23 protein-coding genes are annotated in these 23,470 nt (G+C 68.1%); 14 read left to right on the forward strand and 9 right to left on the reverse strand.

The window, feature by feature from the left end:
* The first annotated feature begins 194 nt into the window (after positions 1 to 194).
* Positions 195 to 1,166 (forward strand): AraC family transcriptional regulator, encoded by a 972-nt coding sequence (locus tag ABDW59_RS01115; RefSeq protein WP_343627503.1) that lies wholly within the window; start codon positions 195 to 197, stop codon positions 1,164 to 1,166.
* Positions 1,167 to 1,188: 22 nt separating this feature from the next.
* Here the strand turns inward: ABDW59_RS01115 and ABDW59_RS01120 are convergent, their stop codons facing one another.
* Together ABDW59_RS01120 and ABDW59_RS01125 are read right to left on the reverse strand one after the other, a co-directional pair.
* Positions 1,189 to 1,464: a hypothetical protein gene (locus ABDW59_RS01120; protein WP_343627504.1), complete on the reverse strand. Its 276-nt coding sequence runs from the start codon at positions 1,462 to 1,464 to the stop codon at positions 1,189 to 1,191.
* Between the two features lie 80 nt (positions 1,465 to 1,544).
* Positions 1,545 to 2,609 carry an NAD(P)H-dependent oxidoreductase gene (locus ABDW59_RS01125; protein ID WP_343627505.1) on the reverse strand — a complete coding sequence of 355 codons (1,065 nt, stop codon included), beginning with the start codon at positions 2,607 to 2,609 and terminating at the stop codon, positions 1,545 to 1,547.
* A 234-nt stretch (positions 2,610 to 2,843) separates the two neighbouring features.
* Between ABDW59_RS01125 and ABDW59_RS01130 the strand changes: the two genes are divergently transcribed.
* The 4 genes from ABDW59_RS01130 to ABDW59_RS01145 all read left to right on the forward strand — a co-directional run bounded on the left by ABDW59_RS01130 (position 2,844) and on the right by ABDW59_RS01145 (position 8,060).
* Positions 2,844 to 3,146 (forward strand): helix-turn-helix transcriptional regulator, encoded by a 303-nt coding sequence (locus ABDW59_RS01130; RefSeq protein WP_343627506.1) that lies wholly within the window; start codon positions 2,844 to 2,846, stop codon positions 3,144 to 3,146.
* Positions 3,147 to 3,162: 16 nt separating this feature from the next.
* Positions 3,163 to 4,470 (forward strand): HipA domain-containing protein, encoded by a 1,308-nt coding sequence (locus ABDW59_RS01135; protein WP_343627507.1) that lies wholly within the window; start codon positions 3,163 to 3,165, stop codon positions 4,468 to 4,470.
* A 297-nt stretch (positions 4,471 to 4,767) separates the two neighbouring features.
* Positions 4,768 to 5,478 carry a PEP-CTERM sorting domain-containing protein gene (locus ABDW59_RS01140; protein ID WP_343627508.1) on the forward strand — a complete coding sequence of 237 codons (711 nt, stop codon included), beginning with the start codon at positions 4,768 to 4,770 and terminating at the stop codon, positions 5,476 to 5,478.
* A 116-nt stretch (positions 5,479 to 5,594) separates the two neighbouring features.
* Positions 5,595 to 8,060: a CehA/McbA family metallohydrolase gene (locus ABDW59_RS01145; RefSeq protein ID WP_343627509.1), complete on the forward strand. Its 2,466-nt coding sequence runs from the start codon at positions 5,595 to 5,597 to the stop codon at positions 8,058 to 8,060.
* A 44-nt stretch (positions 8,061 to 8,104) separates the two neighbouring features.
* Here the strand turns inward: ABDW59_RS01145 and ABDW59_RS01150 are convergent, their stop codons facing one another.
* From ABDW59_RS01150 to ABDW59_RS01175, 6 genes are all read right to left on the reverse strand, one after another.
* Positions 8,105 to 9,601 carry a TolC family protein gene (locus ABDW59_RS01150; protein WP_343627511.1) on the reverse strand — a complete coding sequence of 499 codons (1,497 nt, stop codon included), beginning with the start codon at positions 9,599 to 9,601 and terminating at the stop codon, positions 8,105 to 8,107.
* Entirely contained in the window at positions 9,598 to 10,488 is an 891-nt protein-coding gene (locus ABDW59_RS01155) for an HlyD family secretion protein (RefSeq protein ID WP_343627513.1), read from the reverse strand. The genes ABDW59_RS01150 and ABDW59_RS01155 overlap by 4 nt, the downstream gene beginning before the upstream one ends.
* 80 nt (positions 10,489 to 10,568) lie before the next feature.
* The gene (locus ABDW59_RS01160; protein ID WP_343627514.1) at positions 10,569 to 10,784 is read right to left on the reverse strand and encodes a DUF1656 domain-containing protein; all 216 of its coding nucleotides are present in this window, start codon (positions 10,782 to 10,784) and stop codon (positions 10,569 to 10,571) included.
* Positions 10,781 to 12,877, reverse strand: a complete 2,097-nt coding sequence (locus ABDW59_RS01165; protein ID WP_343627515.1) for an FUSC family protein — start codon at positions 12,875 to 12,877, stop codon at positions 10,781 to 10,783. Before ABDW59_RS01165 ends, ABDW59_RS01160 begins: the two co-directional genes overlap by 4 nt.
* 8 nt (positions 12,878 to 12,885) lie before the next feature.
* Positions 12,886 to 13,392 (reverse strand): MarR family winged helix-turn-helix transcriptional regulator, encoded by a 507-nt coding sequence (locus ABDW59_RS01170; protein WP_343627516.1) that lies wholly within the window; start codon positions 13,390 to 13,392, stop codon positions 12,886 to 12,888.
* A gap of 189 nt (positions 13,393 to 13,581) precedes the next feature.
* Positions 13,582 to 14,940, reverse strand: a complete 1,359-nt coding sequence (locus ABDW59_RS01175) for an MFS transporter (RefSeq protein ID WP_343627518.1) — start codon at positions 14,938 to 14,940, stop codon at positions 13,582 to 13,584.
* A gap of 203 nt (positions 14,941 to 15,143) precedes the next feature.
* Here ABDW59_RS01175 and cyoA point away from each other — a divergent pair, with 203 nt between their 5' ends.
* The 9 genes from cyoA to ABDW59_RS01220 all read left to right on the forward strand — a co-directional run bounded on the left by cyoA (position 15,144) and on the right by ABDW59_RS01220 (position 22,833).
* A complete protein-coding gene (gene cyoA / locus ABDW59_RS01180; protein ID WP_343627519.1) occupies positions 15,144 to 16,220 on the forward strand; it encodes a ubiquinol oxidase subunit II in 1,077 nt (358 codons plus the stop codon).
* A 62-nt stretch (positions 16,221 to 16,282) separates the two neighbouring features.
* On the forward strand, positions 16,283 to 18,277 hold the full coding sequence (cyoB, locus tag ABDW59_RS01185) for a cytochrome o ubiquinol oxidase subunit I (protein WP_343627520.1): 1,995 nt from the start codon (positions 16,283 to 16,285) through the stop codon (positions 18,275 to 18,277).
* Between the two features lie 38 nt (positions 18,278 to 18,315).
* On the forward strand, positions 18,316 to 18,924 hold the full coding sequence (gene cyoC, locus ABDW59_RS01190; protein WP_343627723.1) for a cytochrome o ubiquinol oxidase subunit III: 609 nt from the start codon (positions 18,316 to 18,318) through the stop codon (positions 18,922 to 18,924).
* Positions 18,921 to 19,316 carry a cytochrome o ubiquinol oxidase subunit IV gene (cyoD, locus tag ABDW59_RS01195; RefSeq protein WP_343627521.1) on the forward strand — a complete coding sequence of 132 codons (396 nt, stop codon included), beginning with the start codon at positions 18,921 to 18,923 and terminating at the stop codon, positions 19,314 to 19,316. Before cyoC ends, cyoD begins: the two co-directional genes overlap by 4 nt.
* Positions 19,316 to 20,086 (forward strand): SURF1 family protein, encoded by a 771-nt coding sequence (locus ABDW59_RS01200; RefSeq protein WP_343627522.1) that lies wholly within the window; start codon positions 19,316 to 19,318, stop codon positions 20,084 to 20,086. Before cyoD ends, ABDW59_RS01200 begins: the two co-directional genes overlap by 1 nt.
* Before the next feature lie 32 nt (positions 20,087 to 20,118).
* Entirely contained in the window at positions 20,119 to 21,525 is a 1,407-nt protein-coding gene (locus ABDW59_RS01205) for an ATP-binding protein (protein ID WP_343627523.1), read from the forward strand.
* Positions 21,512 to 22,084 carry a response regulator transcription factor gene (locus ABDW59_RS01210; RefSeq protein ID WP_245643129.1) on the forward strand — a complete coding sequence of 191 codons (573 nt, stop codon included), beginning with the start codon at positions 21,512 to 21,514 and terminating at the stop codon, positions 22,082 to 22,084. The genes ABDW59_RS01205 and ABDW59_RS01210 overlap by 14 nt, the downstream gene beginning before the upstream one ends.
* Positions 22,085 to 22,186: 102 nt before the next feature.
* The gene (locus ABDW59_RS01215) at positions 22,187 to 22,477 is read left to right on the forward strand and encodes a nucleotidyltransferase family protein (protein ID WP_343627524.1); all 291 of its coding nucleotides are present in this window, start codon (positions 22,187 to 22,189) and stop codon (positions 22,475 to 22,477) included.
* Positions 22,474 to 22,833, forward strand: coding sequence for a DUF86 domain-containing protein (locus tag ABDW59_RS01220; RefSeq protein WP_343627526.1), 360 nt, complete (start codon positions 22,474 to 22,476; stop codon positions 22,831 to 22,833). The genes ABDW59_RS01215 and ABDW59_RS01220 overlap by 4 nt, the downstream gene beginning before the upstream one ends.
* Before the next feature lie 54 nt (positions 22,834 to 22,887).
* Here ABDW59_RS01220 and ABDW59_RS01225 read toward each other — a convergent pair whose 3' ends face one another.
* On the reverse strand, positions 22,888 to 23,355 hold the full coding sequence (locus ABDW59_RS01225; protein WP_343627528.1) for a glycine zipper 2TM domain-containing protein: 468 nt from the start codon (positions 23,353 to 23,355) through the stop codon (positions 22,888 to 22,890).
* Positions 23,356 to 23,470 lie beyond the last annotated feature (115 nt).

A 23,470-nucleotide genomic window follows, 5' to 3' on the forward strand; every position in this document is an offset into this window, starting at 1 on the left:
CATGCGAGCGTTTCCATGCCGCAAAAGCCGTAATGCTTGACCTTTACTCCAGTCGACCCTCCGCGCCAGGGACCCCGGCGGCTCCGCCGAGCGTGGCCGCTCGGGAGTCACAGCCGGTCGCGGCTGGCCGCGCCGCCCCGGTCGCCTTGACGGCGGCCGAGCTGCCTCAGCTTGCCGATGCCCCGGTTCCGCCCTTGCCGCCGACGGTGCTCAAACCGGCGGACCTGCTGACGCAGATCCTGCTGGGCCTGCGGCTGGAGGGGGTGGAATACGGGCGCTGCCGGCTGCGCGCGCCGTGGGCCGTCGCCTTCCCGGCGCGGCAGGAGGCGCGCTTCCACTTCGTCGCCCGCGGCGGCTGCTGGCTCCGCACGCCGGGCAGCGAGTGGGTGCGGCTCAACGCCGGGGACGCGGTGCTGTTGCCGCGCGGCAGCCTGCATGTGCTGGCCAGCGCGCCGGACCTGCCGGCGGTGGACATCGATTCGCTCGCGCGCCGACCGGTCGCCGACGACCTCTATCTGGTCGGCGCGGTGGAGCCGGGCAAGGGCTCGGCCAGCGAGGACGAAGCGGGGCTGGACGTGATGTTCTGCGGCGCCATGCGCTTCAACCTGGACCCGCTGCATCCGCTGCTGTCGATGATGCCGGACGCGATGCGGGCCAACGATCTGGCGCAGCGCGACCCGTCGGTGCCGGCGCTGCTGGAGGCGATGGAACGCGAGGTCGCGCTGGACCGCATCGGCGCTTGCGGCATCCTCGCGCGGCTGGCCGACGTGGTGGCGGCGAGCATCATCCGCGCCTGGGTCGAGTGCGCCTGCAACGACGCCAGCGGCTGGATCGCCGCGGTGCAGTGCCCGAGCATCGGCAAGGTCATCGCGGCCATCCACGCGGAGCCCGAGCGCAACTGGTCGGTGCCGGAGCTGGCCGAGCTGATGGGCGCCTCGCGCTCTCGCTTCGCGGACGCGTTCTCGCGCACCGTGGGGGAGACGCCGGCGCGCTATGTCGCCAAGGTCAAGATGTTCCAGGCGCGGCGTTGGATCGCGCAGGAGGGCATGCGCGTCGCGGTCGCGGCGGACCGGCTGGGCTACGACTCGGAGGCCTCGTTCAGCCGGGCCTTCAAGCGCATCGTCGGTCAGCCGCCGGGCGCGATGCGCCGGCCGGTCTCGCGCTGAGACGAGGCCCGGCGCCTGGGCCTCAGCAGGGCGCCTTCCACTCGCGCAACTCGGTGGCGAGGACGGGATGTCCGTCCTGCTCGGCCCGCTTGGCGAGCGCCTCCACGTTGGCGTCGGTGACGAACTCATGGCCCACGCCCTTGATCAGCTGGCCGTAGACGCTGTCCAGGTCGTCGGCGTCGACGCCCTTGTCGGAGGCCGGCACCGGCGGCGTCCCCGGCGGGAATTCCGGCATCAGGTGCGAGATCTGCGGCTTCGCGCTCTTGCGGGCACGGGACGAGGAGGTGTGAGCGGCCATCGGTGAATCTCCTTAAAGAAGCGAACCCTTGGCGAGCAAGCGCCGTTCCCTGCAAGTTCTCTTCGCGAGCGCCGCGGCGCCTACTTGGGCCGCACGGGCTTGCGCTCGGGCCGAGGGAGCTTGCCCTCGCGCAGCAGCCGCACCGCGTCGCCCACGACGTCCGCGACCAGGCGGACTTCCTTCTGCAGCGCGGTGTCGCGATCCAGCGCCTCGTGGCTGTCGAAGTAGGGCTGGTAATAGCCGAGATAGCGGTCCAGCACGGCCTGCGCGCCCGCATCGATCAGTCCCATCCAGTCCAGCCAGTCGGCGAGATTGCGGCGCTGAGCCTCGACGCCGGCGACGTCTCCATGCACCACCAGTCCGTAGACGCGACCGGCCAGGTGCTTGGGATAGGACCAGCCGCTGGCCTCCATGGCCTTGGCCTCGGCGACAGTCTTGCCGTGGGTCGAGGTTGGATCGGGGTTGCCGCCGTCGGCGCAGACCAGACGGTCGATCATCAGCTTGAGCGCGCTGGGCGACTGGTACCAGTAGGTCGGCGTGAACAGGATGACGCCGTGCGCGGAGACCCAGCGCTCGTAGATCTCGTTCATCCAGTCCGAGGACTGGCCCAGCGAGTGATTCGGATAGCAGCTGCAGGGCCAGTGGCACAGCGGCATGGCGGTGGAAACGCAGCCCTTGCAGGGGTGGATCTCGCGGCCGTACTCGGAGGTGATGAGGCTGAGGTCCAGCACGTCGACGATGAGGTCCCGGCGGCTGAGCTGCTCACGCGCGAGCTGGGTCAGGCGCCAGGTCTTGGAGATCTCGCCGGGGCAGGTGCCGTCGTTGCGGTCACTGGCGCAGACCAGCAGCACGCGCGAGCGCGTCGCCGGATCGGCCCAGCGCTGCTGGGCGGTCTCCAGCCGCTGACGTGCTTCCAGCCATTCGACGGAGAGCTCGTAGCCGGGGTCCTTGAAGCCGGGGCCAGCCAGGCGTGTGCGCGGCGCCTTGCGGCCATCCTTCATGGCCTGCCAGGCGATGTCCTCGAGGCGGGCGATGGCCTGATCCTCGGCGCGAAACGCGGGGTCGTAGAAGCGGCGCATGAAGCGCTCGTGGAACTGCTCGCGGGTCAACTCCGCGGGCTGCTGGCCCTTGCGGATCTCGGTCATGGCGGCCTTCGGAATGACGGTGGGGCCAGTATTCGCGGGAGCAGCCGCCCGCCGGTGTCGGACGGGGGAGGGTTTGGCGGGGTGGGTTGTCCTACGGATTGGCGGCAGTGCCAATTCAACGCTGTAACGATAAATGCCAAATTAAGCATACTTGTTATGTATGCCAAATTCATCATATTCTCGCCGTATGCCGAATCTGGCATCTCTGCACCACAAGCCATTTGAAGGACTGCCATGAACTTCCGCTTGCAGACCCCCGAGCAGCTTGGCCCCCATCTGCGGGCCTTGCGTCGACGGCAAGGTCTCAGCCAGACCGAAGTTGGTCAGCGCATTGGAGTCAGCCAGAGCCGCCTGGCGCGAATCGAGAATGATCCTTCCAGCGTGAGCTTCGATCAGCTGTTGGACCTGCTCCATGTGCTGGGGACGACGGTGGTCCTGGAGACCGATGAACGACGCATCGACCCCGGCGCCGACGCCCCCAACGTGGCAGGAGTAGACGAGCCAACGGCGCGATCGCCGTTGGATGAGCCCTGGTAGGAAGGATGGACGAGTCATGGCGGAGCTGCATCTCTGGATGAACGGGCAGGCGGTAGGGGTCTGGTCGCTTCAGCGCTCAGGCGCCGCTTTGACCTATGAGCAGTCCTGGATCGACTCTCCGCAGGGGAGGCCACTCTCGCTTTCACTTCAGTTCGACAGCGCACATCGCCCCGAGACGGTCGAGAACTACTTCGAGAACCTCCTTCCTGACAGCGCTGCGATCCGTCGACGAATCAGACAGCGCTTCCGGACCTCTTCGACCAGCGCCTTCGATCTCCTTCAATCGATCGGCCGAGACTGTGTCGGGGCGCTCCAGATCCTGCCGCCCGGCGAGACGCCGGAGGGCTGGGATCGGATCGATGCAGACCGAATCGATGACCTGGACGTCGAACGCATCCTCACTGCGGTGACCTCTGCTTCGGCCCTTGGCCACGACGACATCGACGAGTTCAGGATCTCCATTGCCGGCGCCCAAGAGAAGACCGCGCTTCTGCGTATCGGCGATCAATGGCATCGCCCGCACGGTGCGACGCCAACCACCCACATCCTGAAGCTCCCGCTCGGCCTGGTTGGAAACATGCGCGCCGACATGAGCTCGTCCGTCGAGAACGAATGGCTGTGCGCGCAGATCTTGAGCGCCCTCGGATTGCCCGTGGCCAAGACCGAGATCGGCGTGTTCGGCGACGCCAAGGCACTGGTGGTGGAGCGCTTCGACAGGCAATGGATGGGAGCGTCCGATCCATGGGTTCTGCGGCTCCCGCAGGAAGACCTCTGCCAGGCGCACGGGCTGAGCCCCGATCTCAAATACCAGTCGGACGGTGGGCCCACCATGCTGGGCTGTTTGCAGCGACTGCGTGGATCCGAGCGGGCGGCCGATATCGGCGTCTTCGCCTTGGCCCAGTTCGCCTTCTGGCTGCTCGCTGCAACGGATGGGCATGCGAAGAACTTCTCCATCCACCATCTGCGCGGTGGCCGCTATGCGATGACGCCGCTCTACGACGTGCTGTCCGCCTGGCCCATCATCGGCAACGGCCCGAATCAGCTGCCATACAGCCGCGCCAAGCTGGCGATGGGGCTCAAGTCCCGCAACATGCATTACCGGCTGAGCGAGCTCAACGCGCGCCATTGGCAAGGCCTGGCACTTCAGGCCGGTCCACAGACATGGCCCGCCATGAAGGCGATGGCAGAAGGCGTCGGCGACGCGCTTGATGCCGCCGCTCGGCAGTTGCCCGCCGGCTTCCCAGGCAACACCTGGCACGCCGTTGCGGACGGCACACGACAACACGCCGCACTCTTCCTCGGACAGGCTGGCGGGCTCGGTTGAGCCCGCCAGCCGCGCGCGATCGCCTCGCCCGCCCCGGTGCATCCACCACCCTGACGAATCCCCTCCCGCGACGCACCGCCCGCGTGCGCCGGACCTGTTCCGCGCCCCCCGCGTTCGCGGGGGCAGGAGAACCCGTCCCCGGGCTTCCCCGCAACCTGTTTGTCATCAACCGAACCTAACCTTCGCCGTCCCTCACCCGTGCGAAGTCAAGCGCACAAATTCACTAACGCCTGACAAATTGTTGCCGTAAACGTTTGCGCAAACGGTTCGGTTGAACGATTGACAACGAGAGCCCTCATGAAATTCAAGCCCGCCCTGCTCGCCGCCGGCGCCTTCCTGGCGCTCAGCTCCGCCGCCCATGCCGAGGTCGTGAACCTCGCTACGTGGGGATTCAACGGCAACACCAAGCCCGCCACCGACCATGGCGGCGCCTACTTCGACGCGCTGGGCGTGTCGACGACTTTCGTCAGCCAGTCCGGCTCATCCGACACCAACGCCAGCAGCCAGGCGCTCAACACCGCTGGATACGCCGCGCAGGGCACCGGCAACATGACCACCGGCGTGCAGTTCTCGCTGGACACCACCGGCTTCGAGAACATCGTCTTCAGCTTCGACCAGCGCAACAGTGGCACCGCCTCGGCCTGGACCGCGCTGCGCTACACCATCGACGGCGGCGACAACTGGATCCAGGCCGCCACCTTCCAGATGCTCAAGGACGGCAGCTTCGTCAAGGGCCTGAGCTTCGACTTCTCCAACATCCTCGGCGTGGCCGACAACAACAGCTTCGCCGTGCAACTGGTGAGCATGTTCGCCCCCGGCACCAACGCCTATGCGCCGACCACCTCGGCCAACTACGGCACCTCCGGCACGATCCGCTACGACATGGTGAAGTTCACCGGCACCGAAATCATGGCCGCCGCCGTGCCCGAGCCCGAATCCCTCGCGCTGATGCTGGCCGGCCTGGGCGCCATGGGCCTGGTGCTGCGCCGTCGCAAGACGCAAGCCTGATCGCGCGCCCGATCGCTGGATCCCCTGCGCCCGCCTGAACGGCGGGCCGTCAGCCGGAGCGCCGCGCGCTCCGCATCGCCTCTCACCGGCGCCTGCGCGCGCCAAGCGAGTCCGACATGAATCCGTTCCGCTCCCTGTTCCCGCTCTCCCGTGGCGCCGTGCTGCGCGTCACCACGCTGAGCGCCATGGTCGTCGTGCTGTCCGCCTGCGGCGGCGGCCTGACCGGCGACAGCAAGTCGCAATCGGCGACCGCCCCGACCGATGACCGCGTCACCACGCAGGCCGTCGACCCGGCCGCCAAGTACCCCGATCACCACGAGTTCGACGCCGCCCTGGACGTGCCCTTCGCCGGCGCGGAATCCACCGGGGCGCGCAACTTCGCGGTCCACCTCGATTACACCGGCGCGCCCAAGGGCACGCTGCTGGCTTACCGCGTCGAGCTGCGCAGCCCCACCGGCGCGCTGGTGCAGCGCTGGAGCGGCGTCGAGCAGTACGCCGGCGACGTCAAGACCGTGCCGCTGGCCTGGGCCGGTCGTCAGGCCGGTCAGCCCGACGGGCTCTACAGCGCGACGCTGACGGCCATCACCGCCAAGGCCGGCACCGAGCTGAAGAGCTCCGGCGCCGACGCGCAGTTCGACGAACTCTTCGCGCTGCAGCAGGCCGAAGGCACCGGCCACAACATCGAGCAGAGCTGGAACTTCGGCGTCGGCAAGCTGGCCAAGATCGCGATGGGCACGCTGCGTCCGCTGGCCATGGGCGCCACCGGCGAGGCCGACCAGCGCGTGCGCGCGCAGTCGGCGGCGGTGGGCGCGGGCTCCTGGCCCTACACCATCTACTACGGCAGCTTCCACGGCCAGACCAACGACTCCGACGGCGGCGGCGCCATCGGCAGCTGCAACTCCTCGCAGCCGGCGCAAAGCGGCGCCTTCGGTCCCGACGCGGCCTTCCCCTATGCGAAGAACGCGGGCCTGGACATCTTCGCCAACACCGACCACAACCATTACTTCGACGGCTCGTCGGGCACCAACACCAGCGGCTCGGCCACCGCCGCCAAGGCGCGCTACCAGCGCGGCCTGCAGATCGCGGCCGACTACAGCGCGGGCAACCCGGGCTTCCTGGCGGTCTACGGGATGGAGTGGGGCGTCATCAGCAACGGCGGCCACCTGAACATCTTCAACAGCAACGAGCTGTTCTCGTGGGAGTACAACGCGCAGAACGAGCTCTTCGGTGATCGCTACATCGCCAAGAGCGATTACGCGACGCTGTACTCGGTGATGCGCGCGCAAGGCCTGATCGGCCAGTTCAACCATCCGGACTCCAGCGGCCAGTTCATCATCAACGGCACCGACATGGCCTACAGCGCCGACGGCGACGAGGTGATGGTGATGTCCGAGGTGATGAACACCTCCGCGTTCTCCTCCAACACGACGGAGACCGAGACCTCGCGCAGTTCGTATGAAGGCGCCTGGAAGAAGCTGCTGGAACGCGGCTTCCATGTGGCCCCGGCGACCAACCAGGACAACCACTGCGCCAACTGGGGCGCGTCCTACACCAACCGCACTGCGGTGCTGATCCCCACCGGGACGGCGCTGAGCAAGACCGCGCTGGTCGACGCGCTGAAGGCGCGCCGCGTCTTCGCGACGCTGGACAAGAACTCGCAGCTGATCTTCAGCGCCAACGGCAAGATCATGGGCGAGCGCTTCGACAACAGCGGCGCCTTGGCCTTGAACGTGGGCTTCTACAACCCGAACGGCCGCACCGTGGTCGCGACGGAGATCTGGGAAGGCGTCCCGGGCCGCAACGGCACGGTCACGCTGCTGACCAACAGCGCGACGGCGACCATCACGCCGGCCAACGGCAAGCACTTCTACTACGCCAAGGTCACGCAGGACGACGGCAAGGTGCTGTGGTCCGCGCCGATCTGGGTCAACCAGGGCGTGTCCGGCGGCGACACCGTGCCGCCGACGGTCACCGCCTCGGTCTCCGGCACCAGCGGCACGATCACCTTCTCGGCCAATGCCAGCGACAACGTCGGCGTGAGCAAGGTGGAGTTCTGGCTGGACGGCGTGCTGCGCGACATCGTCAACAGCGCCCCGTACACGCTGGCCGTGCCCTCGACGCAGCTGACCAACGGCAGCCACAGCCTGGTGGCCAAGGCCTATGACGCGGCGGGCAACACGGCGACCTCGCAGCCGGTGGCCTTCACCGTCAACAACCCGGTCAACGCCGCCGACGAAGTCGAACCCAACGACAGCGTCGCCGCCGCCAACGCGGTGGGCAACCGCACGTCGATCACCGGCTACATCAGCAGCGCCGCCGACAAGGACTTCTTCAAGGTCAACCTGGCCGCCAACCAGCGCCTGCGCGTGGACATGGTCGGTCCGACCTCGTCCAGCATCGACTACGACCTCTACGTCGTGAAGGCCAGCGGCGCCGGCCTGGCGCGCTCGGAAGGTGTCGGCAGCAACGAGTCGCTGACCTACCAGAACGGCGCGACCGCGCAGACCGTCTACATCAAGGTCATCCCGTACGCGGGCTACAGCACGACCGCCAGCTACACGCTGACGATCAGCTACCCCTGATGGACGACGCGGTCCGCGCCGATGGGCACGGACCGCGAGGCGATTCACTTCGCCGCTTGCTTGGGCGTTCCCGCTTCGGCTTCCCAGCCGCCGCCCAAGGCCATGAACAGCTGCACCTGCTCGTCGATCAGCGTGGCCTCGGACGCGGCCAGCGCCGCGTCGCTGGCGGCGAGCGCGCGCTCGGCATCGAGCGCGTCCAGATAGCCGACCTTGCCGCCCTGATACAGCCGGCGCGCCTGGCCCGCGACGATCGCGGCCTCGTCGCGCGAGGCCTGCAGCGCGGCCTTGCGATCGAGCTCGCGGGCGTACTGGTTGAGCGCCGTTTCGGTCTCGCGCAGCGCGTTCAGCACCGTGCCGTCGAAACGCGCGGCGGCCTGCCTGGTGCCGGCCTCGGCCTGCGCGATGCGCGCGTCGGCGATGCCGGTGTTGGGCAGCGTCCAGGAGATCAGCGGACCCAGGCTCCAGCTCAGCGTGTCGCTCTTGCCGAAGCCCGCCAGCGTGCCGGCCGATCCGGCCGACAAGCCCAGCGAGATCTTCGGATAGCGGTCCGCGATGGCCACGCCGATGCGCGCGGTGGCGGCATGCAGCTCGCGCTCGGCCTGGCGGATGTCGGGCCGGCGGCGCAGCAGCGCGGCGCCGTCGCCGACGGGGATCGTGCCGGCAACATGCGGCGCGATGTGGCATTCGGCCAGGTCGCGCGGGAAGTCCTCGGGCAGATCGCCGGTCAGCGTCGCGAGCCGGTACAGCGCCGACTGGCGCTGCGCCAGCAGCGGCGGCAACGCGGCCTTGAGCTGCTGCAGCTGGCTGCGGGCGCGCGCGGCGTCGATCTCGCCGACGCGGCCGGCGTGCTGCAGTTTCTCGGTCAACTCAAGCGCCTGCTGCTGGAGCTCCACCGACTGCTTGGCCGCATCTAGACGCTGTCCGGTCGCGCAAGCCTCGGCATAGGCGCGTGCGGTGCCCGCGGCGACATTGACCTTCACCAGATCCAGCGCGGCCTGCGCGGCTTCCGTGCTGGCATGCGAGGACTCGATCGCGCGGCGGATCTGGCCGAACAGGTCCAGCTGATACGACAGACCGACGCCCGCGCTGTAGCGGTAGGTGTCCGGCGGAACGTCGTCCTTCTTCAGCATGGACAGGCCGGACGGGTGCCCATAGCTGGGGCCGCCGTTGACGCTGATCGTGGGCTTTTCGCCGCCGGCGACCTCGGTCTCCATCGCCTGCACCCGCTCGAGATTCGCGGCGGCCTGGCGCAGATCGGTGTTGTGGGCGAAGGCCTTCTCGATCAGCGCGTCCAGGCGTTCGTCCTGGAACAGGCGCCACCAGTGCGCCGGCAGCGGCTGGGCGTCGAAGGGCGCGGGCTGCGCGGCGGCTTGCGCGTCGGAGGCGGCGCGCTGCTGCTCGCTGAAGGACTCCGAGGCGCGCGGCTTGAGCACGACCGCCTCGGCGGGGACTTGATAGTTCGGGCCCTTGGGCGCGGTCGAGCAGGCGGCCAAGGCCGCAGCGGCGATCAGCGCCAGCGCCGCATTCAGGCGGCGGCTCACGACTTCACTCCGCTGAGCACCTGCACCGTCACCGTCTGGCCCGCGACCAGGCGCTCGCCGGCCGGCAGCGGATCCAGCTTCACCCGCACCGGCACGCGCTGCGGCAGGCGGACCCAGTTGAAGCTCGGGTTCACGCTGGGCAGCAGGTTGGCGCTGGTGCTGCGGTCGCGGTCGGCGATGCCGGCCGAGAAACTCTCCACGCGGCCCTTGAGCGGATGGCTCGCGCCCATGGGCACGATCTCGACCGCGTCTCCGATGTGGATGCGGGCGAGCTTGGTTTCCTCGAAGTAGCCCTCGACGTAGAGCGATTGCGCGTCCACCAGCGCGAGCACCGGATGACCGGCGCTCGCATACGCGCCCTGGCGCAGGTCGAAGTTGGTGATGGTGCCGGCGGACGGGGCGCGGATCTCGGCGCGCTGCAGATTCAGCTTGGCGCTGTCGACGGCGACCTCGGCCTGCGCGACCGCGGCGCGCGATTGCTCGGCGCGGCTGCGGGTCTGCTCGCGCGCTTCCTGCGAGACCAGGCTGCCCAGGCCGCTGTTGCGTTCGGCCTCGCGCAGCGCCTGTGCCAGCGCGACCTTTTGCGCCGACAGCTGCGCCTGCGCCTGGCGCAGCGCGAGCTCATAGCGGGCGCGGTCGACCTCGAAGAGCAGCGCGCCGGCGGCGACCTGCTGGTTGTCCTGCACCGGGACCGCGGTGACCAGGCCGGACACGTCCGGCGCGATCTGCACGACGTTGGCGCGCACGCGGCCGTCGCGGGTCCAGGGCTGGAGCTCGTAGCGGTCCCACAGGCGCGAGGCGGCCCACAGCGCGGCGGCCACCACCAGCAAGGTCACCAGGATGGACACCGCGCGGCGCCAGGTGAAGGAGGAAACGGAGGAAGTCATGTCATCGGGGCCGGCGGACCGGCGTCATTCAGGTGTTCGGGGAGCCCGAGGGCTCGTGCGGTCGGAACGGGCGCGCGTCGTCAGCCGGGATGCAGCACGCGCAGCGAGGCGGCGCTCAGGCCCCACAGCAGCACGACGTACAAGGCCATGTCGAACAGCGCCGGATGCCAGATCCAGCGATAGGCGCCGGTCCAGGCGAGCACGCGCCGCACGGCGGCCAGCGCCAGCAAGGCGACCGCGGCCAGCGGCATCAGCCAGGGCAGATAGAGCCCGAAGAAATCGACGGCGCCGGTCATGCCCGGTTCTCCTCGTGTTGATCGTGTGGGGTGTCGTTGATCGCGAACAGCAGGGCCGGCGGCGCCTCGGGGAAGAGGTTGCGGCGCAGACCCAGCAGCGCGGACGCGGCGGGCCGCACGGGATCCGGCAGCGGGGCCAGCGGCGGGTAGGCCTGCACGAGGCGCGCGAGCGTGTCGTCCAGGCGCTCCAGCAGATCCTGCGGCGCGGCGCCCAGGTCGCCGGCGATGCGGCGCTGCAGCCAGGCCGACAACGCGTCCAGCAGCGGCCGCAGCGGCACGGCGGGCAACTGATCGCGCACGCTCTGCAGCGCGACCAGGTTGGCGCCTATGCGCAGGTCGCGCAGCGCGTCGTCGGTGGGCACGCCGGGCACCGAGCCGCCTGCCTGCGCCACGCGCGGCGCCAGCAGCGAGATCCGGTCCAGCATGCGCAGCAGATAGGCCTGGCCGCGAGCCGCCGAGCGCGGCAGCCGCGCAAGGTCGTCGAGCTCGCGCCAAGTGGTGCGCTGGATCCGGCGGGCGCTCCAGTCGGCACCGACCGAGCGCATCAGGCGCGTGACCCGCGCCGCCACGAAGACGCCGCCCAACTGGCCCAGCATCGAGTTCAGGAAGCTGGTCAGGTCCGCCTGCGCGGTGTCGTGCATCACCAGCGTGCCGATCACGCCGAACAGGAAGGGCAGGGCGGATCCCACCGTCGCCGGGCGGCCGATGTAGCAGCCGATCAGCAGGAACACCGGCGCGCACACGGCCATCAGCGTCCACATGTCCTGCACCAGCGGCAGCAGGACCAGCACGTAGAGCGCGCCCACGGGCATGGACAGCACGGTCCAGTGCAGGAAACCGTTGATCGCGGGGACCGGGTCGTCCATCGCCGCGAAGAAGCAGCAGAAGATCGCGGCCATCATCGCGGCGGCCGAGCCCATCGGCCATCCGGTCAGGACCCAGAACGCGCAGCAGACCAGGATAGCGATCAGCGCGGCCGCGCCGGACCACAGCGCCATGCCCATGTCCCGGTGCAAGGTGTGGCCGCTGGGCGCGACCAGGGCGCGCGTGGGCATGGGCGCGCCGCTGAGGCCCAGGTCGATGTCCGAGCGCAGCTGCACGCAGTGCAGCCAGCCGTCGAGCAGCCCTTCCAGCCGTTCCGCCAGCGCCACGCGCAGCAGCCGCGCCCAGGGATCGTCGGCCAGCTGCGTGCGACGCGTCTCGTCGGTCAGCGCGGCGACCTGGGCGCGCAGCGCGGGCAGCTCGGCCTCGGCGCGCGCGGCCGGCAGCGCCAGCCACGGGCCGATGCGGTCCAGCAGCGCCCGCACATCGTCGGGAATGCCGCCATGCGCCTGCAGCGCCTCCAGACGGTCCTCGACGCCTGCCAGCAGCGGCGTCAGCGCGGCGACGTGATCCTGCATCGCATGGACCGCGTCGGCCGTCCAGCGCAGATGGCTGGTGTCGAAGGGAATGTGGATGGACAGCAGGCGCAGCTGCGTGATGTCGCTGGCGACGCGGCGTCGATCGGCGCCGCCGTCCTGGCGCTTGGCGATGTCGCCCAGCCAGGCGCGGGTGTCGCCGAGCGTGCGGTCCAGCAGACCCAGCACCGAGCTGGCCAGGCTGTTGGGCAGCACCAGGCTGTGCACCAGCGACGCGGAGAGGATGCCCAAGCCGATTTCTTCGACCCGCGCGATGGCGGTGTCGAAGATACCCAGCGGCGTGTCGACCGCGGGGAAGCCGATCAGCGCCGCCGTGTAGCCGGCCAGCATGAAGGCGTAGGCGCGAGGCGTGCGGTCGCGCAGCGACAGCGTCAGGCAGCCGGCGACCCACAGCGCCAGGGCCAGGCTCAGCAGCTCCGGCGCGTTGACGAAGCGCGGCACCATCAGCACCGCCGCCGTGCTGCCGACCAGCGTTCCCAGGAAGCGGAACAACCCCTTGGAGCGCACCGCGCCGGCCATCGGATGGGCGACGACGTAGGCCGTCATCAGCGCCCAGAATGGGCGCGGCTGGCCCGCCCAACTGGCCAGGAAGACCGCCAGCATCGCGGCGGCGAAGGCCTTGAACGAGAAGATCCACTCGGCGCGGGTGAAGCCGGGCTTGAGGAGGGCGGGCATCTGCATCCTCATTTGCGCCGCGGCGGCACCGTCGGTTGCGGCGCGCCGACGCGTTCGGCCAGGGTGGAGAAGACCCGCAGCGCGGCTTCGATGTCCGCGTCGGGGATGCCTTGGTAGAGCTCGTTGCGCAGGTCGCGCAGCGTCGTCTCGATCTGCTCGCAGGCGTCCGCGCCGAGCGCGGTCAGATGCAGGGTCTTGGCGCGGCGGTCGTCGGGATCCTCGTGGCGCTCGACGAAACCGCCCGAGATCAGCTGATCGATGGAACGCGTCAGCGACGGCCCTTCGATGCCCAGCAGGGTGGCGAGCTCGCCCTGGCGCAGACCGTCGCCCTGGCGCCCGATCATCACCAGCGGCCAGGCCAGCGCCTGCGACAGGCCCACGTGGGCGATCGCCAGGTTGGCGCGGGCGCGATACGCGCGCTCCAGCACCGGCAGCGTCACGCCCACCTTCATCAGGGCGGTCTCGCGGGCGGTGCGCGTCAGCGTGCGCACGGGCTTGTCGGTCGAGGAAGTCATGCCCCGAATTCTAGATAGATAGCTTGCTAACTAATTTCCTGGGGTTATTCCGGAGGGCGACAGATCGACGGCGCAATGAAAAACGGCCGATCTGTCGATCGGCCGTCGGGCATTTGCTGCAGCCTGCGTTGCTTTTAGGCGTCGCGGGCCGTCAAGGACATGTCACGACTTTGGGCGTCAGGCGCCCCGTCAATCCTTGTCTTTCATTTGGAGCATGCGGTTGGTGCGCAGGGCCACCAGCGTGCAGATCGATCCGGAGATCAGATACGCCGTCACCGCCCACAGCCCGTAATGCGCGGACAGCCCCAGCGCCACCAGCGGGGCGAAGGCGGCGCCGATCAGCCAGGCCAGGTCCGAGGTCAGCGCCGCTCCGGTGTAGCGGAAGCGCGGCAGGAAGTTGGACGTCACCGCGCCTGCGGCCTGGCCGTAGGACAGGCCCAGCAGCACGAAGCCGACCAGGATGAAGATGTTCTGACCCATGCTGCCGCTGTCCAGCAGGATGGGCGCGAACAGGCTGAAGATCGCGATCGTCGTCGCCAGCGTGCCCAGCGTGCTGCGCCGGCCGATGCGGTCGGCCACCATGCCCGAGATCGGCATCGCCGCCGCCGCCAGCAGGGCGCCGACGATCTGGACAATCAGGAACTGCGTGACGTTCTGGTCCCCGTACAGCATCACCCAGGACAGCGGGAACACCGTGACGATGTGGAAGAGGGCGTAGCTCGCCAGGGCCGCGAAGGCGCCGATGAAGACGTTGTAGCCCTGCTGCGAGAACAGCTCGCCGGTGTCGGCGGGATCGAGTTCGTGCTCCTCCAGGTTCTTCTCGTACTCGTGGGTCACGACCAGGCGCAGGCGGGCGAACAGCGCCACCACGTTGATCGCGAAGGCCGCGAAGAAGGGATAGCGCCAGCCCCAGCTCAGGAAGTCCACCGTCGCCAAGCTGCTCCACAGGTAGGCGTAGATCGCGGCCGCGATCAGGAAGCCGATGGGCGCGCCCAGCTGGCCCAGCATCGCGTACCAGCCGCGGCGCCCCGGGGGCGCGTTCAGGGCCAGCAGGGACGGGAGCCCGTCCCAGGACCCGCCCAGCGCCAGGCCTTGCCCGATGCGGCAGGCGGCCAGCAGGGCGATGGCCGCACCGCCCCAGGTGTTGAAGCCGGGCAGCACGGCGATCGTGCAGGTCGAGATGCCCAGCAGGAACAGCGCCACCGTCAGCTTCACGCTGCGGCCGAAGCGGCGCTGGATCTCCATGCCGACCATGGTCCCGATGGGCCGGACCACGAAGGCCAGCGCCAGCAGCGCGAAGGCCCAGAGCGTGCCCTCCAGGCGCTCCATGTGGGGGAAGAAGATCGTCGGGAAGACCAGGACCGAGGCGATCCCGTAGACGAAGAAGTCGAAGTACTCCGACGCCCGCCCGATGACCACGCCGACCGCGATGTCGCCCGGGGCGATCGCGTCCTGCTCCTCCTGGGTTGCCACGCCGTTCCCCCGGGGCAGCGGTTGCCCGACGGTGGACAGGTGTTGCCCGGCTGTCGAAAGGGTGCTGCTGTTCATACGTCTCCTACCTGGGACAAAATGTCCAATAGTTGGTTTGAGTCAATCGGGCAAAATCTGCGCCCGGCGTGCAACGGTCGACAAGTGTCGTTTTCCCCTTTATCGCTTTCCCTCCGCAGGACAAACCCCCAGGTTTGGCAGCGCGGACCGAGAGCCTGGAGGGGGTCCCGCGTGAACTACGCCTGCTGGTTTGCTGAAGTCCCATGTACCTCAAAGCTTCTCTAAACACAAGTCTTGCCCGCAGGTTGGCCCGTCTCGGGCTGCTCGCGCTGGCGCTCCCCCTCTCCGCCTGCAACATGGTCGTGATGAAACCTTCGGGCGACATCGCGAACCAGCAAGCGCAGCTGATCGTCGCTTCGACCCTGCTGATGCTCTTGATCATCGTCCCGGTGATCATCCTGACGCTGGTCTTCGCGTTCCGATACCGCGCGTCCAACAAGGAGGCCACCTACTCGCCCGAGTGGGACCACTCCACGCGCCTGGAGCTGATCATCTGGGGCGCGCCCCTGCTGATCATCATCGCGCTGGGCGCGATGACCTGGATCTCCACGCACAAGCTCGACCCGTTCCGTCCGCTGGAACGCCTGGACGCGCATCGCGCGATTCCGGCCGGCGTGGAGCCGCTGACCGTCGAGGTCGTGGCGCTGGACTGGAAGTGGCTGTTCATCTATCCCGAGCAAGGCATCGCCACCGTCAACGAACTGGCCGCGCCGGTGGATCGACCGATCCACTTCAAGATCAGCTCGTCGACCGTGATGAACGCGTTCTACGTGCCCGCCATGGCCGGCATGATCTACGCGATGCCCGGCATGCAGAGCCAGCTCAACGCCGTGATCAACAAGCCCGGCGTGTATGACGGCTTCTCCGCCAACTTCAGCGGCGACGGCTTCTCGCATATGCGCTTCAAGTTCCACGGTCTGAGCAACGACGAGTTCGCCGCCTGGGTCGAGCGCAACAAGGCCGACGGCGTGGCGCTGACCAAGGAGATGTACCTCGACCTGGAGAAGCCGTCCGAGCGTCAGCCGGTGCGCCGCTTCGCCAGCGTGGCGCCGGGCCTGTTCGACGCGGTCGTGAACCGCTGCGTCGACGGCTCCAAGATGTGCATGGGCCAGATGATGGCGATCGACGCGGCCGGCGGCGGCGGCAAGGGCGCCATCGACGGCCTGGCCAGCAAGCCCTGGAGCAACGACCAGAAGCGCATCTTCGTCGCTTCGCTGTGCACCCCCGACAACGCGGGGCAGTACGCCTCCCAGTGGCAGGCTTCGGCCACCCGTAACTGACCCTGCCGCCCGGCGCGACGCTCCCCGACGCGCCGGGCCCGCAAGCACTACCGAGATCCAAGATGATTGACGCTCAAAAGCTCATCTTCGGACGCCTCAGTCTCGAGGCGATTCCTTATCACGAGCCGATTCTGATCGGCACGTTCGCGATGGTCGCGCTGGGCGGGCTGGCCCTGCTCGCGCTGATGACCAAGTTCCGTCTGTGGGGCCCCTTCTGGCGCGACTGGGTGACCAGCATCGACCACAAGAAGATCGGCATCATGTACATCGTGCTGGGCTTGGTCATGCTGCTGCGCGGCTTCGCCGACGCGCTGATGATGCGCGCCCAGCAGGCCATCGCCTTCGGCGACCAGCTCGGCTTCCTGCCCCCGCATCACTACGACCAGGTCTTCACCGCCCACGGCGTGATCATGATCTTCTTCGTGGCGATGCCGCTGATCACGGGCTTCATGAACTTCGTCGTGCCGCTGCAGATCGGCGCGCGCGACGTGGCCTTCCCCTTCCTGAACAACTTCAGCTTCTGGATGACCACCGGCGGCGCCGTGCTGATCATGCTGTCGCTGTTCATCGGCGAATTCGCGCGCACCGGCTGGCTGGCCTATCCGCCGCTGTCGGGCATCCTGGCGAGTCCGGGGGTGGGGGTGGACTACTACATCTGGGGCCTGCAGGTCGCCGGGGTCGGCACGACGCTGTCCGGTATCAACCTGATCGCGACCATCATCAAGATGCGCGCGCCGGGCATGACCATGATGAAGATGCCGGTCTTCACCTGGACCTCGCTGTGCTCCAACATCCTGATCGTGGCCTCGTTCCCGATCCTGACCGCGGCCCTGGCGCTGCTGTCGCTGGACCGTTACGCCGGCACCAACTTCTTCACGACGGACCTCGGCGGCAACGCCATGATGTACGTCAACCTGATCTGGATCTGGGGCCACCCCGAGGTCTACATCCTGGTGCTGCCGGCCTTCGGCATCTTCTCCGAGGTCGTCTCGACCTTCAGCCAGAAGAAGCTGTTCGGCTACGCCTCGATGGTCTACGCGACCGTCGTCATCACCATCCTGTCGTACCTGGTGTGGCTGCACCACTTCTTCACGATGGGTTCGGGCGCCAGCGTCAACTCGTTCTTCGGCATCACGACGATGATCATCTCGATCCCGACGGGCGCGAAGATCTTCAACTGGCTGTTCACGATGTACCGCGGCCGCATCAAGTTCGAGGTCCCGATGTACTGGACCATCGGCTTCATGATCACCTTCGTGATCGGCGGCATGACCGGCGTGCTGCTGGCCGTCCCGCCCGCGGACTTCGTGCTGCACAACTCGCTGTTCCTGATCGCCCACTTCCACAACGTGATCATCGGCGGCGTGCTGTTCGGCCTGCTGGCGGGCATCTCGTTCTGGTTCCCGAAGGCCTTCGGCTACAAGCTGGATCCGTTCTGGGGCAAGTGCTCGTTCTGGTTCTGGCAGATCGGCTTCTTCGTCGCCTTCATGCCGCTGTACGTGCTGGGCCTGATGGGCGTGACCCGCCGCATGAGCCACTTCGACGATCCGTCGCTGCAGATCTGGTTCCAGGTCGCCGCCTTCGGCGCGCTGCTGATCGCCGCGGGCATCGGCAGCTTCCTGATCCAGCTGGTGGTCTCGTACCTCAAGCGCGACCAACTGCGCGACGTGACGGGCGACCCCTGGAACGGCCGCACGCTGGAGTGGTCGACTTCGTCGCCCCCGCCGCAGTACAACTTCGCCTTCACGCCGGTGGTGCATGACCACGACGCGTGGCACGACATGAAGACCCGCGGCCATCAACGCCCGACCGCCAACTTCCAGGACATCCACATGCCCAAGAACACCGCCGCCGGCGTGATCCTGGCGGGCCTGTCGACCCTGGTGGGCTTCGCGCTGATCTGGCACATGTGGCTGGTGGCGGGTGTCGCCTTCGCGGTGACCGTGATCGCGGCGATCGTCCACACCTTCAACTACAAGCGCGACTACTACATCAAGTCCGATGAAGTGACGCGCACGGAGGACGCCCGCACGAAGGTGCTGGCCGCCCAGGCCTGAATCCGCAGCGAGCAATATCCAACATGCAAGCAACGACCATGACGAACAACACCGGCACGCCGGTGTTCTACGACAACGGCGACCATCATCCGCAGCACGGCACGCTCCTCGGGTTCTGGATCTACCTGATGAGCGACTGCCTGATCTTCGCGGTGCTGTTCGCGGCGTATGCGGTGCTGGGCCGCAGCTACGCGGCCGGCCCGTCGGGGGCGGACCTGTTCGACCTGCCGCTGGTGGCGCTGAACACCGGCTTCCTGCTGCTCTCTTCGATCACCTATGGCTTCGCCATGATCAAGATGCTGGGCAACAAGAAGGGCGGCACGCTGGGCTGGCTGGCGGTGACGGGCCTGCTGGGCCTGTGCTTCCTGGCCGTCGAGCTGTACGAGTTCGCGCACCTGATCCACGAGGGCGCGGGTCCGCAGCGCAGCGCCTTCCTGTCGTCCTTCTTCACGCTGGTGGGCACGCACGGCCTGCACGTGACCTTCGGTTCGATCTGGCTGGTGACGCTGATGTTCCAGGTGGCCAAGTTCGGCCTGACCAAGGAGAACAAGCGCCGCCTGATCTGCCTGTCGATGTTCTGGCACTTCCTGGACGTGATCTGGATCGGTGTCTTCACCTTCGTTTATCTGATGGGAGTGCTGCCATGAGCGCTGACCACAACGACAACCACGACCACGGCCACGGCCACGGTCATGACGACCACGACGACGTCGGCTACCACGCCACCGTCAAGGGCTACGTGATCGGCTTCATCCTGTCGGTGATCCTGACGGCGATCCCGTTCTGGCTGGTGATGGCCAAGGTCATCCCGTCGTCGAGCACGACCGGCCTGGTCCTGCTGGGCTTCGCGGCGGTGCAGATCGTGGTGCACATGGTGTACTTCCTGCACATGAACTCGAAGGTCGAGGGCGGCTGGTCCATGCTGTCGCTGATCTTCACGATCGCGGTGGTGGTGATCATGCTGGCGGGCTCGATCTGGGTCATGTTCCACCTGAACGCCAACATGATGCCCATCCACGACATGCGCAACATGCCCTGATGGCCGAGACCATCCGGGAACCGCAGCGGCCGCGCCGCGGCGGCGCCTTCTGGGCGCTGCTGCTGGGCGCGGCCCTTTCGTTTGCGGCCTTCGTGGCGCTGGGCTTGTGGCAGGTGCAGCGGCTGGGCTGGAAAGAGGACCTGATCGCGCGCATCGATCAGCGCCTGGCCGCCGCCGCGGTGCGCGCGCCCGACGCGGCGCACTGGGCCGCGGTCAACAAGGCCGATGACGAGTACCGCAAGGTCCAGCTGGTGGGAACCTTCGACCACTCGCGCGAGACCCTGGTCGGCGCCAGCACCGAGCTGGGCACCGGCTACTGGGTGCTGACGCCGCTGCGCACGACGCAAGGCGACTGGGTGCTGGTGAACCGCGGCTTCGTGCCGCCGGAGTTCAAGACCCGCGCCTCGCGCACCGCGTCGGAGACGCAGGGCGAGGACCGCGTCGTCGGGCTGCTGCGCCTGACCGAGCCGGGCGGCGATCTGCTGCGCAAGAACGCGCCGGAGCAGGACCGCTGGTACTCGCGCGATGTCGAGGCCATCGCCAAGGCGCGCGCGATCGAAGGGCCGGTGGCGCCGTACTTCGTCGACGCCGCCGTGGCCGACGACCAGACGCGCTGGCCGCGCGGCGGGCTGACGGTGGTGCGCTTCAACAACCATCACCTGCAGTACGCGCTGACCTGGTTTGCGATGGCGGCGATGGTGGCGGGGATCTCGTTCTATCTCTGGCGCATCGAGCCGCGCCGGCGCGCGGCCATGTCCGGCAAGGCCTGACCCGGGCTCGTTCTTTTCCTGTCCTGCCCGCGATGCCGCTCGCTCTGCCCGATCCCGACGATGATCATCCCGACGACAGCCGCTATCTGGACGGTGAGGACGGCGCGGCGCTGAACGCCATCAACGAGGTGCGCGCGTTGGAGGCGGGGCGCAACAACCTGCTGCAGCTGGTGCAGCTGCGCTGGCTGGCGGCGGCGGGGCAGTTTGCGACGGTCCTGTCGGTGCATTACGCGCTGCACATCCGGCTGCCGATGCCGGAGATGCTGACGCTGCTGGCCGTGCTGGTGCTGTTCAACCTGGCCTGCTGGCTGCGCGCGCGCTGGATGCCCAGCGTGCGCAACGCCGAGCTCTTCGCCGGCCTGCTGGTGGACGTCGCGGTGCTCAGCGGCCAGCTGTACTACAGCGGCGGCGTCACGAATCCCTTCATCTTCCTGTTCCTGCTGCAGATCGCGGTGGGCGCGGTGCTGCTGCCTTCGCGCTACATCTGGTTCATGGTGAGCCTGACGGGCGGCTGCTTCATCGCGCTGACGCAGTGGCACCTGCCGCTGCTGGTGCCGGACATGGTCGGGCTGGCGCTGCCCACGCATTACATCGGCGGGCTGCTGATCTGCTTCGCGATCAACGCGGGGCTGCTGGTGATCTTCATCCAGCGGATCGGGCGCAACCTGCGCACGCGCGACGCGCGGCTGGCCGATCTGCGCCAGCGAGCGGCGGAGGAAGAGCACATCGTCCGCATGGGCCTGCTGGCCTCGGGCGCCGCGCATGAGCTGGGCACGCCGCTGGCGACGCTGTCGGTGATCCTGGGCGACTGGTCGCGCATGGCGCCTTTCGCCGGCGATCCGGAGCTGCGCGAGGAGATCGAGGAAATGCAGGTCCAGCTGCGCCGCTGCAAGGCGATCGTCAGCGGCATCCTGATGTCGGCGGGCGAGCTGCGCGGCGAGTCGCCGGTGGTGACGACGCTGCAGGGCTTCCTGGACGAGCTGGTCGAGCACTGGCGCGCGACGCGCTCGCGGGAGGGGCTGGACTACCGGCCCGATGTGGATCTGCCGTCGCCGCGCATCGTGTCGGACGTGGGGCTCAAGCAGATGATCGACAACATCCTGGACAACGCACTGGAGGCGGCGCCGGGCCAGCCGGTGATCCTGCGCGCGCTGATCGAGGACGGCCAGTTGGTGCTGCGGGTGCGGGACCGGGGGCCGGGCTTCCTGCCGGAGATGCTGGAGCGCTTCGGCAAGCCCTATCAATCGAGCAAGGGCCGGGCGGGCGGCGGGCTGGGGCTGTTCCTCGCGCTGAATGTGGTGCGCTCGCTGGGCGGGCGATTGCAGGCGCGCAACCGCGATGCGGAGGAGGGCGGCGGGGCGGAGGTCGAGATTCGCATGCCCTTGTCGGCGCTCGCGCCGCAAGGACTGTCCGACAATGGCGGCCATGATGCAGGATGACCTTTCCGCCGATGCCGATCGGCTGCTGCTGATCGTCGAGGACGACGACGCGTTCGCGCGCACGCTGGCGCGCTCGTTCGAGCGCCGCGGCTATCAGGTGCTGCGCGCGACCAGCCTGGAGCAGGTGCAGAAGCTGCTCGACGAACGCGCGCCTGACGAGCGGCCGGAGTACGCGGTGGTCGATCTGAAGTTGGCGGGCGGCGGCTCGGGCCTGGCCTGCGTGCAGGCGCTGCACGAGCGCGATGACGAGATGGTCATCGTCGTGCTGACCGGCTACGCGAGCATCGCCACGGCGGTGGAGGCGATCAAGCTGGGGGCGCGTCACTACCTGGCCAAGCCCGCCAACACCGATGACATCGAGGCGGCGTTCTCGCGCGCCGACGGGGACGCGGACGTCGAGGTGACCGCGCGGGCGACGACCTCGATCAAGACGCTGGAGTGGGAGCACATCCACGAGACGCTGGCGGCGACCGATTTCAATATCTCGGAGACCGCGCGGCGGCTGGGCATGCACCGGCGAACGCTGGCGCGGAAGCTGGAGAAGCAGCGGGTGAAGTGAGGCTCGGGAGCGCGTTCACTGCCGACGTGTTCTCGCGAGATATCCCTCTCGACCAACTGCGCGGTATCCTTTGCACTTGGTCGCATTGAACGTGAAGCTCAAATGAAACCATCACTTGCTCTTGCCTCGAAGCGAGATCTGTTGCGCAGTCTGGTCGCCCGCTATCGTTCGTCGAATCTGCGGGTATTCGGCTCGGCCCTGCATGGCGACGACCGTGATGGCTCCGATCTTGATTTGCTGGTCGATCCGCTGCCCGGCGCCACGCTGTTCGACCTGGGGGGACTCCAGGTCGAATTGGAGGAGCTTCTCGGAGTGCGCGTGGATCTGCTGACTCCCGGCGACCTTCCCATGAAGTTCCGAGGGCAGGTTCTTGCGGAGGCCCAGCCCGTATGAGCGAAACCCGCCTGCTCGATTACCTCGACCACATGCAGGAAGCCGCCGGCTTGGCCTGCTCGTACGTCGACGGTTTCAGCAAGGCGGCGTTTCTCGAGGACAAGAAGACCCAGCAGGCGGTCATCCTCAACATCATCGTGCTTGGCGAGGCCGCGACGAAGGTGCTCAAGGACCACGAGCCTTTCGTTGACGCACATCCGCAAGTACCTTGGCGGAGCATGAAGGGCATGCGCAACCGCATCGCCCATGGCTATTTCGACATCAACCTCGATGTCGTGTGGGACACCGTCACCTTGGCTCTTCCAGAGCTGCTAACTCAGTTGCCCGCCGTTCGGCGTGCTGCCGAAACTGGATAGAGCACGAACGAAAAAAGGGGCCGAAGCCCCTTTCTCATGTCCAGCCCGAAGGGCTCAATTGGTCCGGGTCGCCGCCGGCGCGCGCACCACGCGGGCCTTGCCGCCGGTGGTGATGATCATCACCGGTTCGCCGGATTGCCAGTTCTCGTTGCCTTGCGCCTGGACGATCGCGCGGCGCTCGCCGTTGCGCAGCTGGACGATGATCTCGACCGCCTGCTCCTTGGTCACGCCGCGTTCCACCGCGTTGCCCAGAGCCGCACCCGCGACCGCGCCCAGCACGCCGACCACCAGGCCCTCCCGATGGCCGCCGACGCTGCCGCCCGCGACACCGCCCACCACCGCGCCTGTCACCGCGCCGGCACCGCTCTGGCTGCCGTCCACCGTCACCGGGCGCCAGGACAGCACCGTCGCATCCTGCACCTGCGACAGACGCTGCGCGTCGCCGCGTTGAATCACGTCGGGACTCGTCGTCGAACAGGCGGCCAGGGCCGCCACCATCGTCGCCATCAAGAGCTTCTTCATCTCGTACTCCAGTCGATAGCCGGCCAACGAACACGCTCGCGCCATCGTTGACCGGGCAACAAGTCTTTACCTGCTGCTCACGGGCAAGGCGCGCGCCTCGCGGCGGGCCCAAAGC

Source organism: Roseateles sp. (assembly GCF_039595295.1).
Taxonomy (GTDB): Bacteria; Pseudomonadota; Gammaproteobacteria; order Burkholderiales; family Burkholderiaceae_C; genus Roseateles.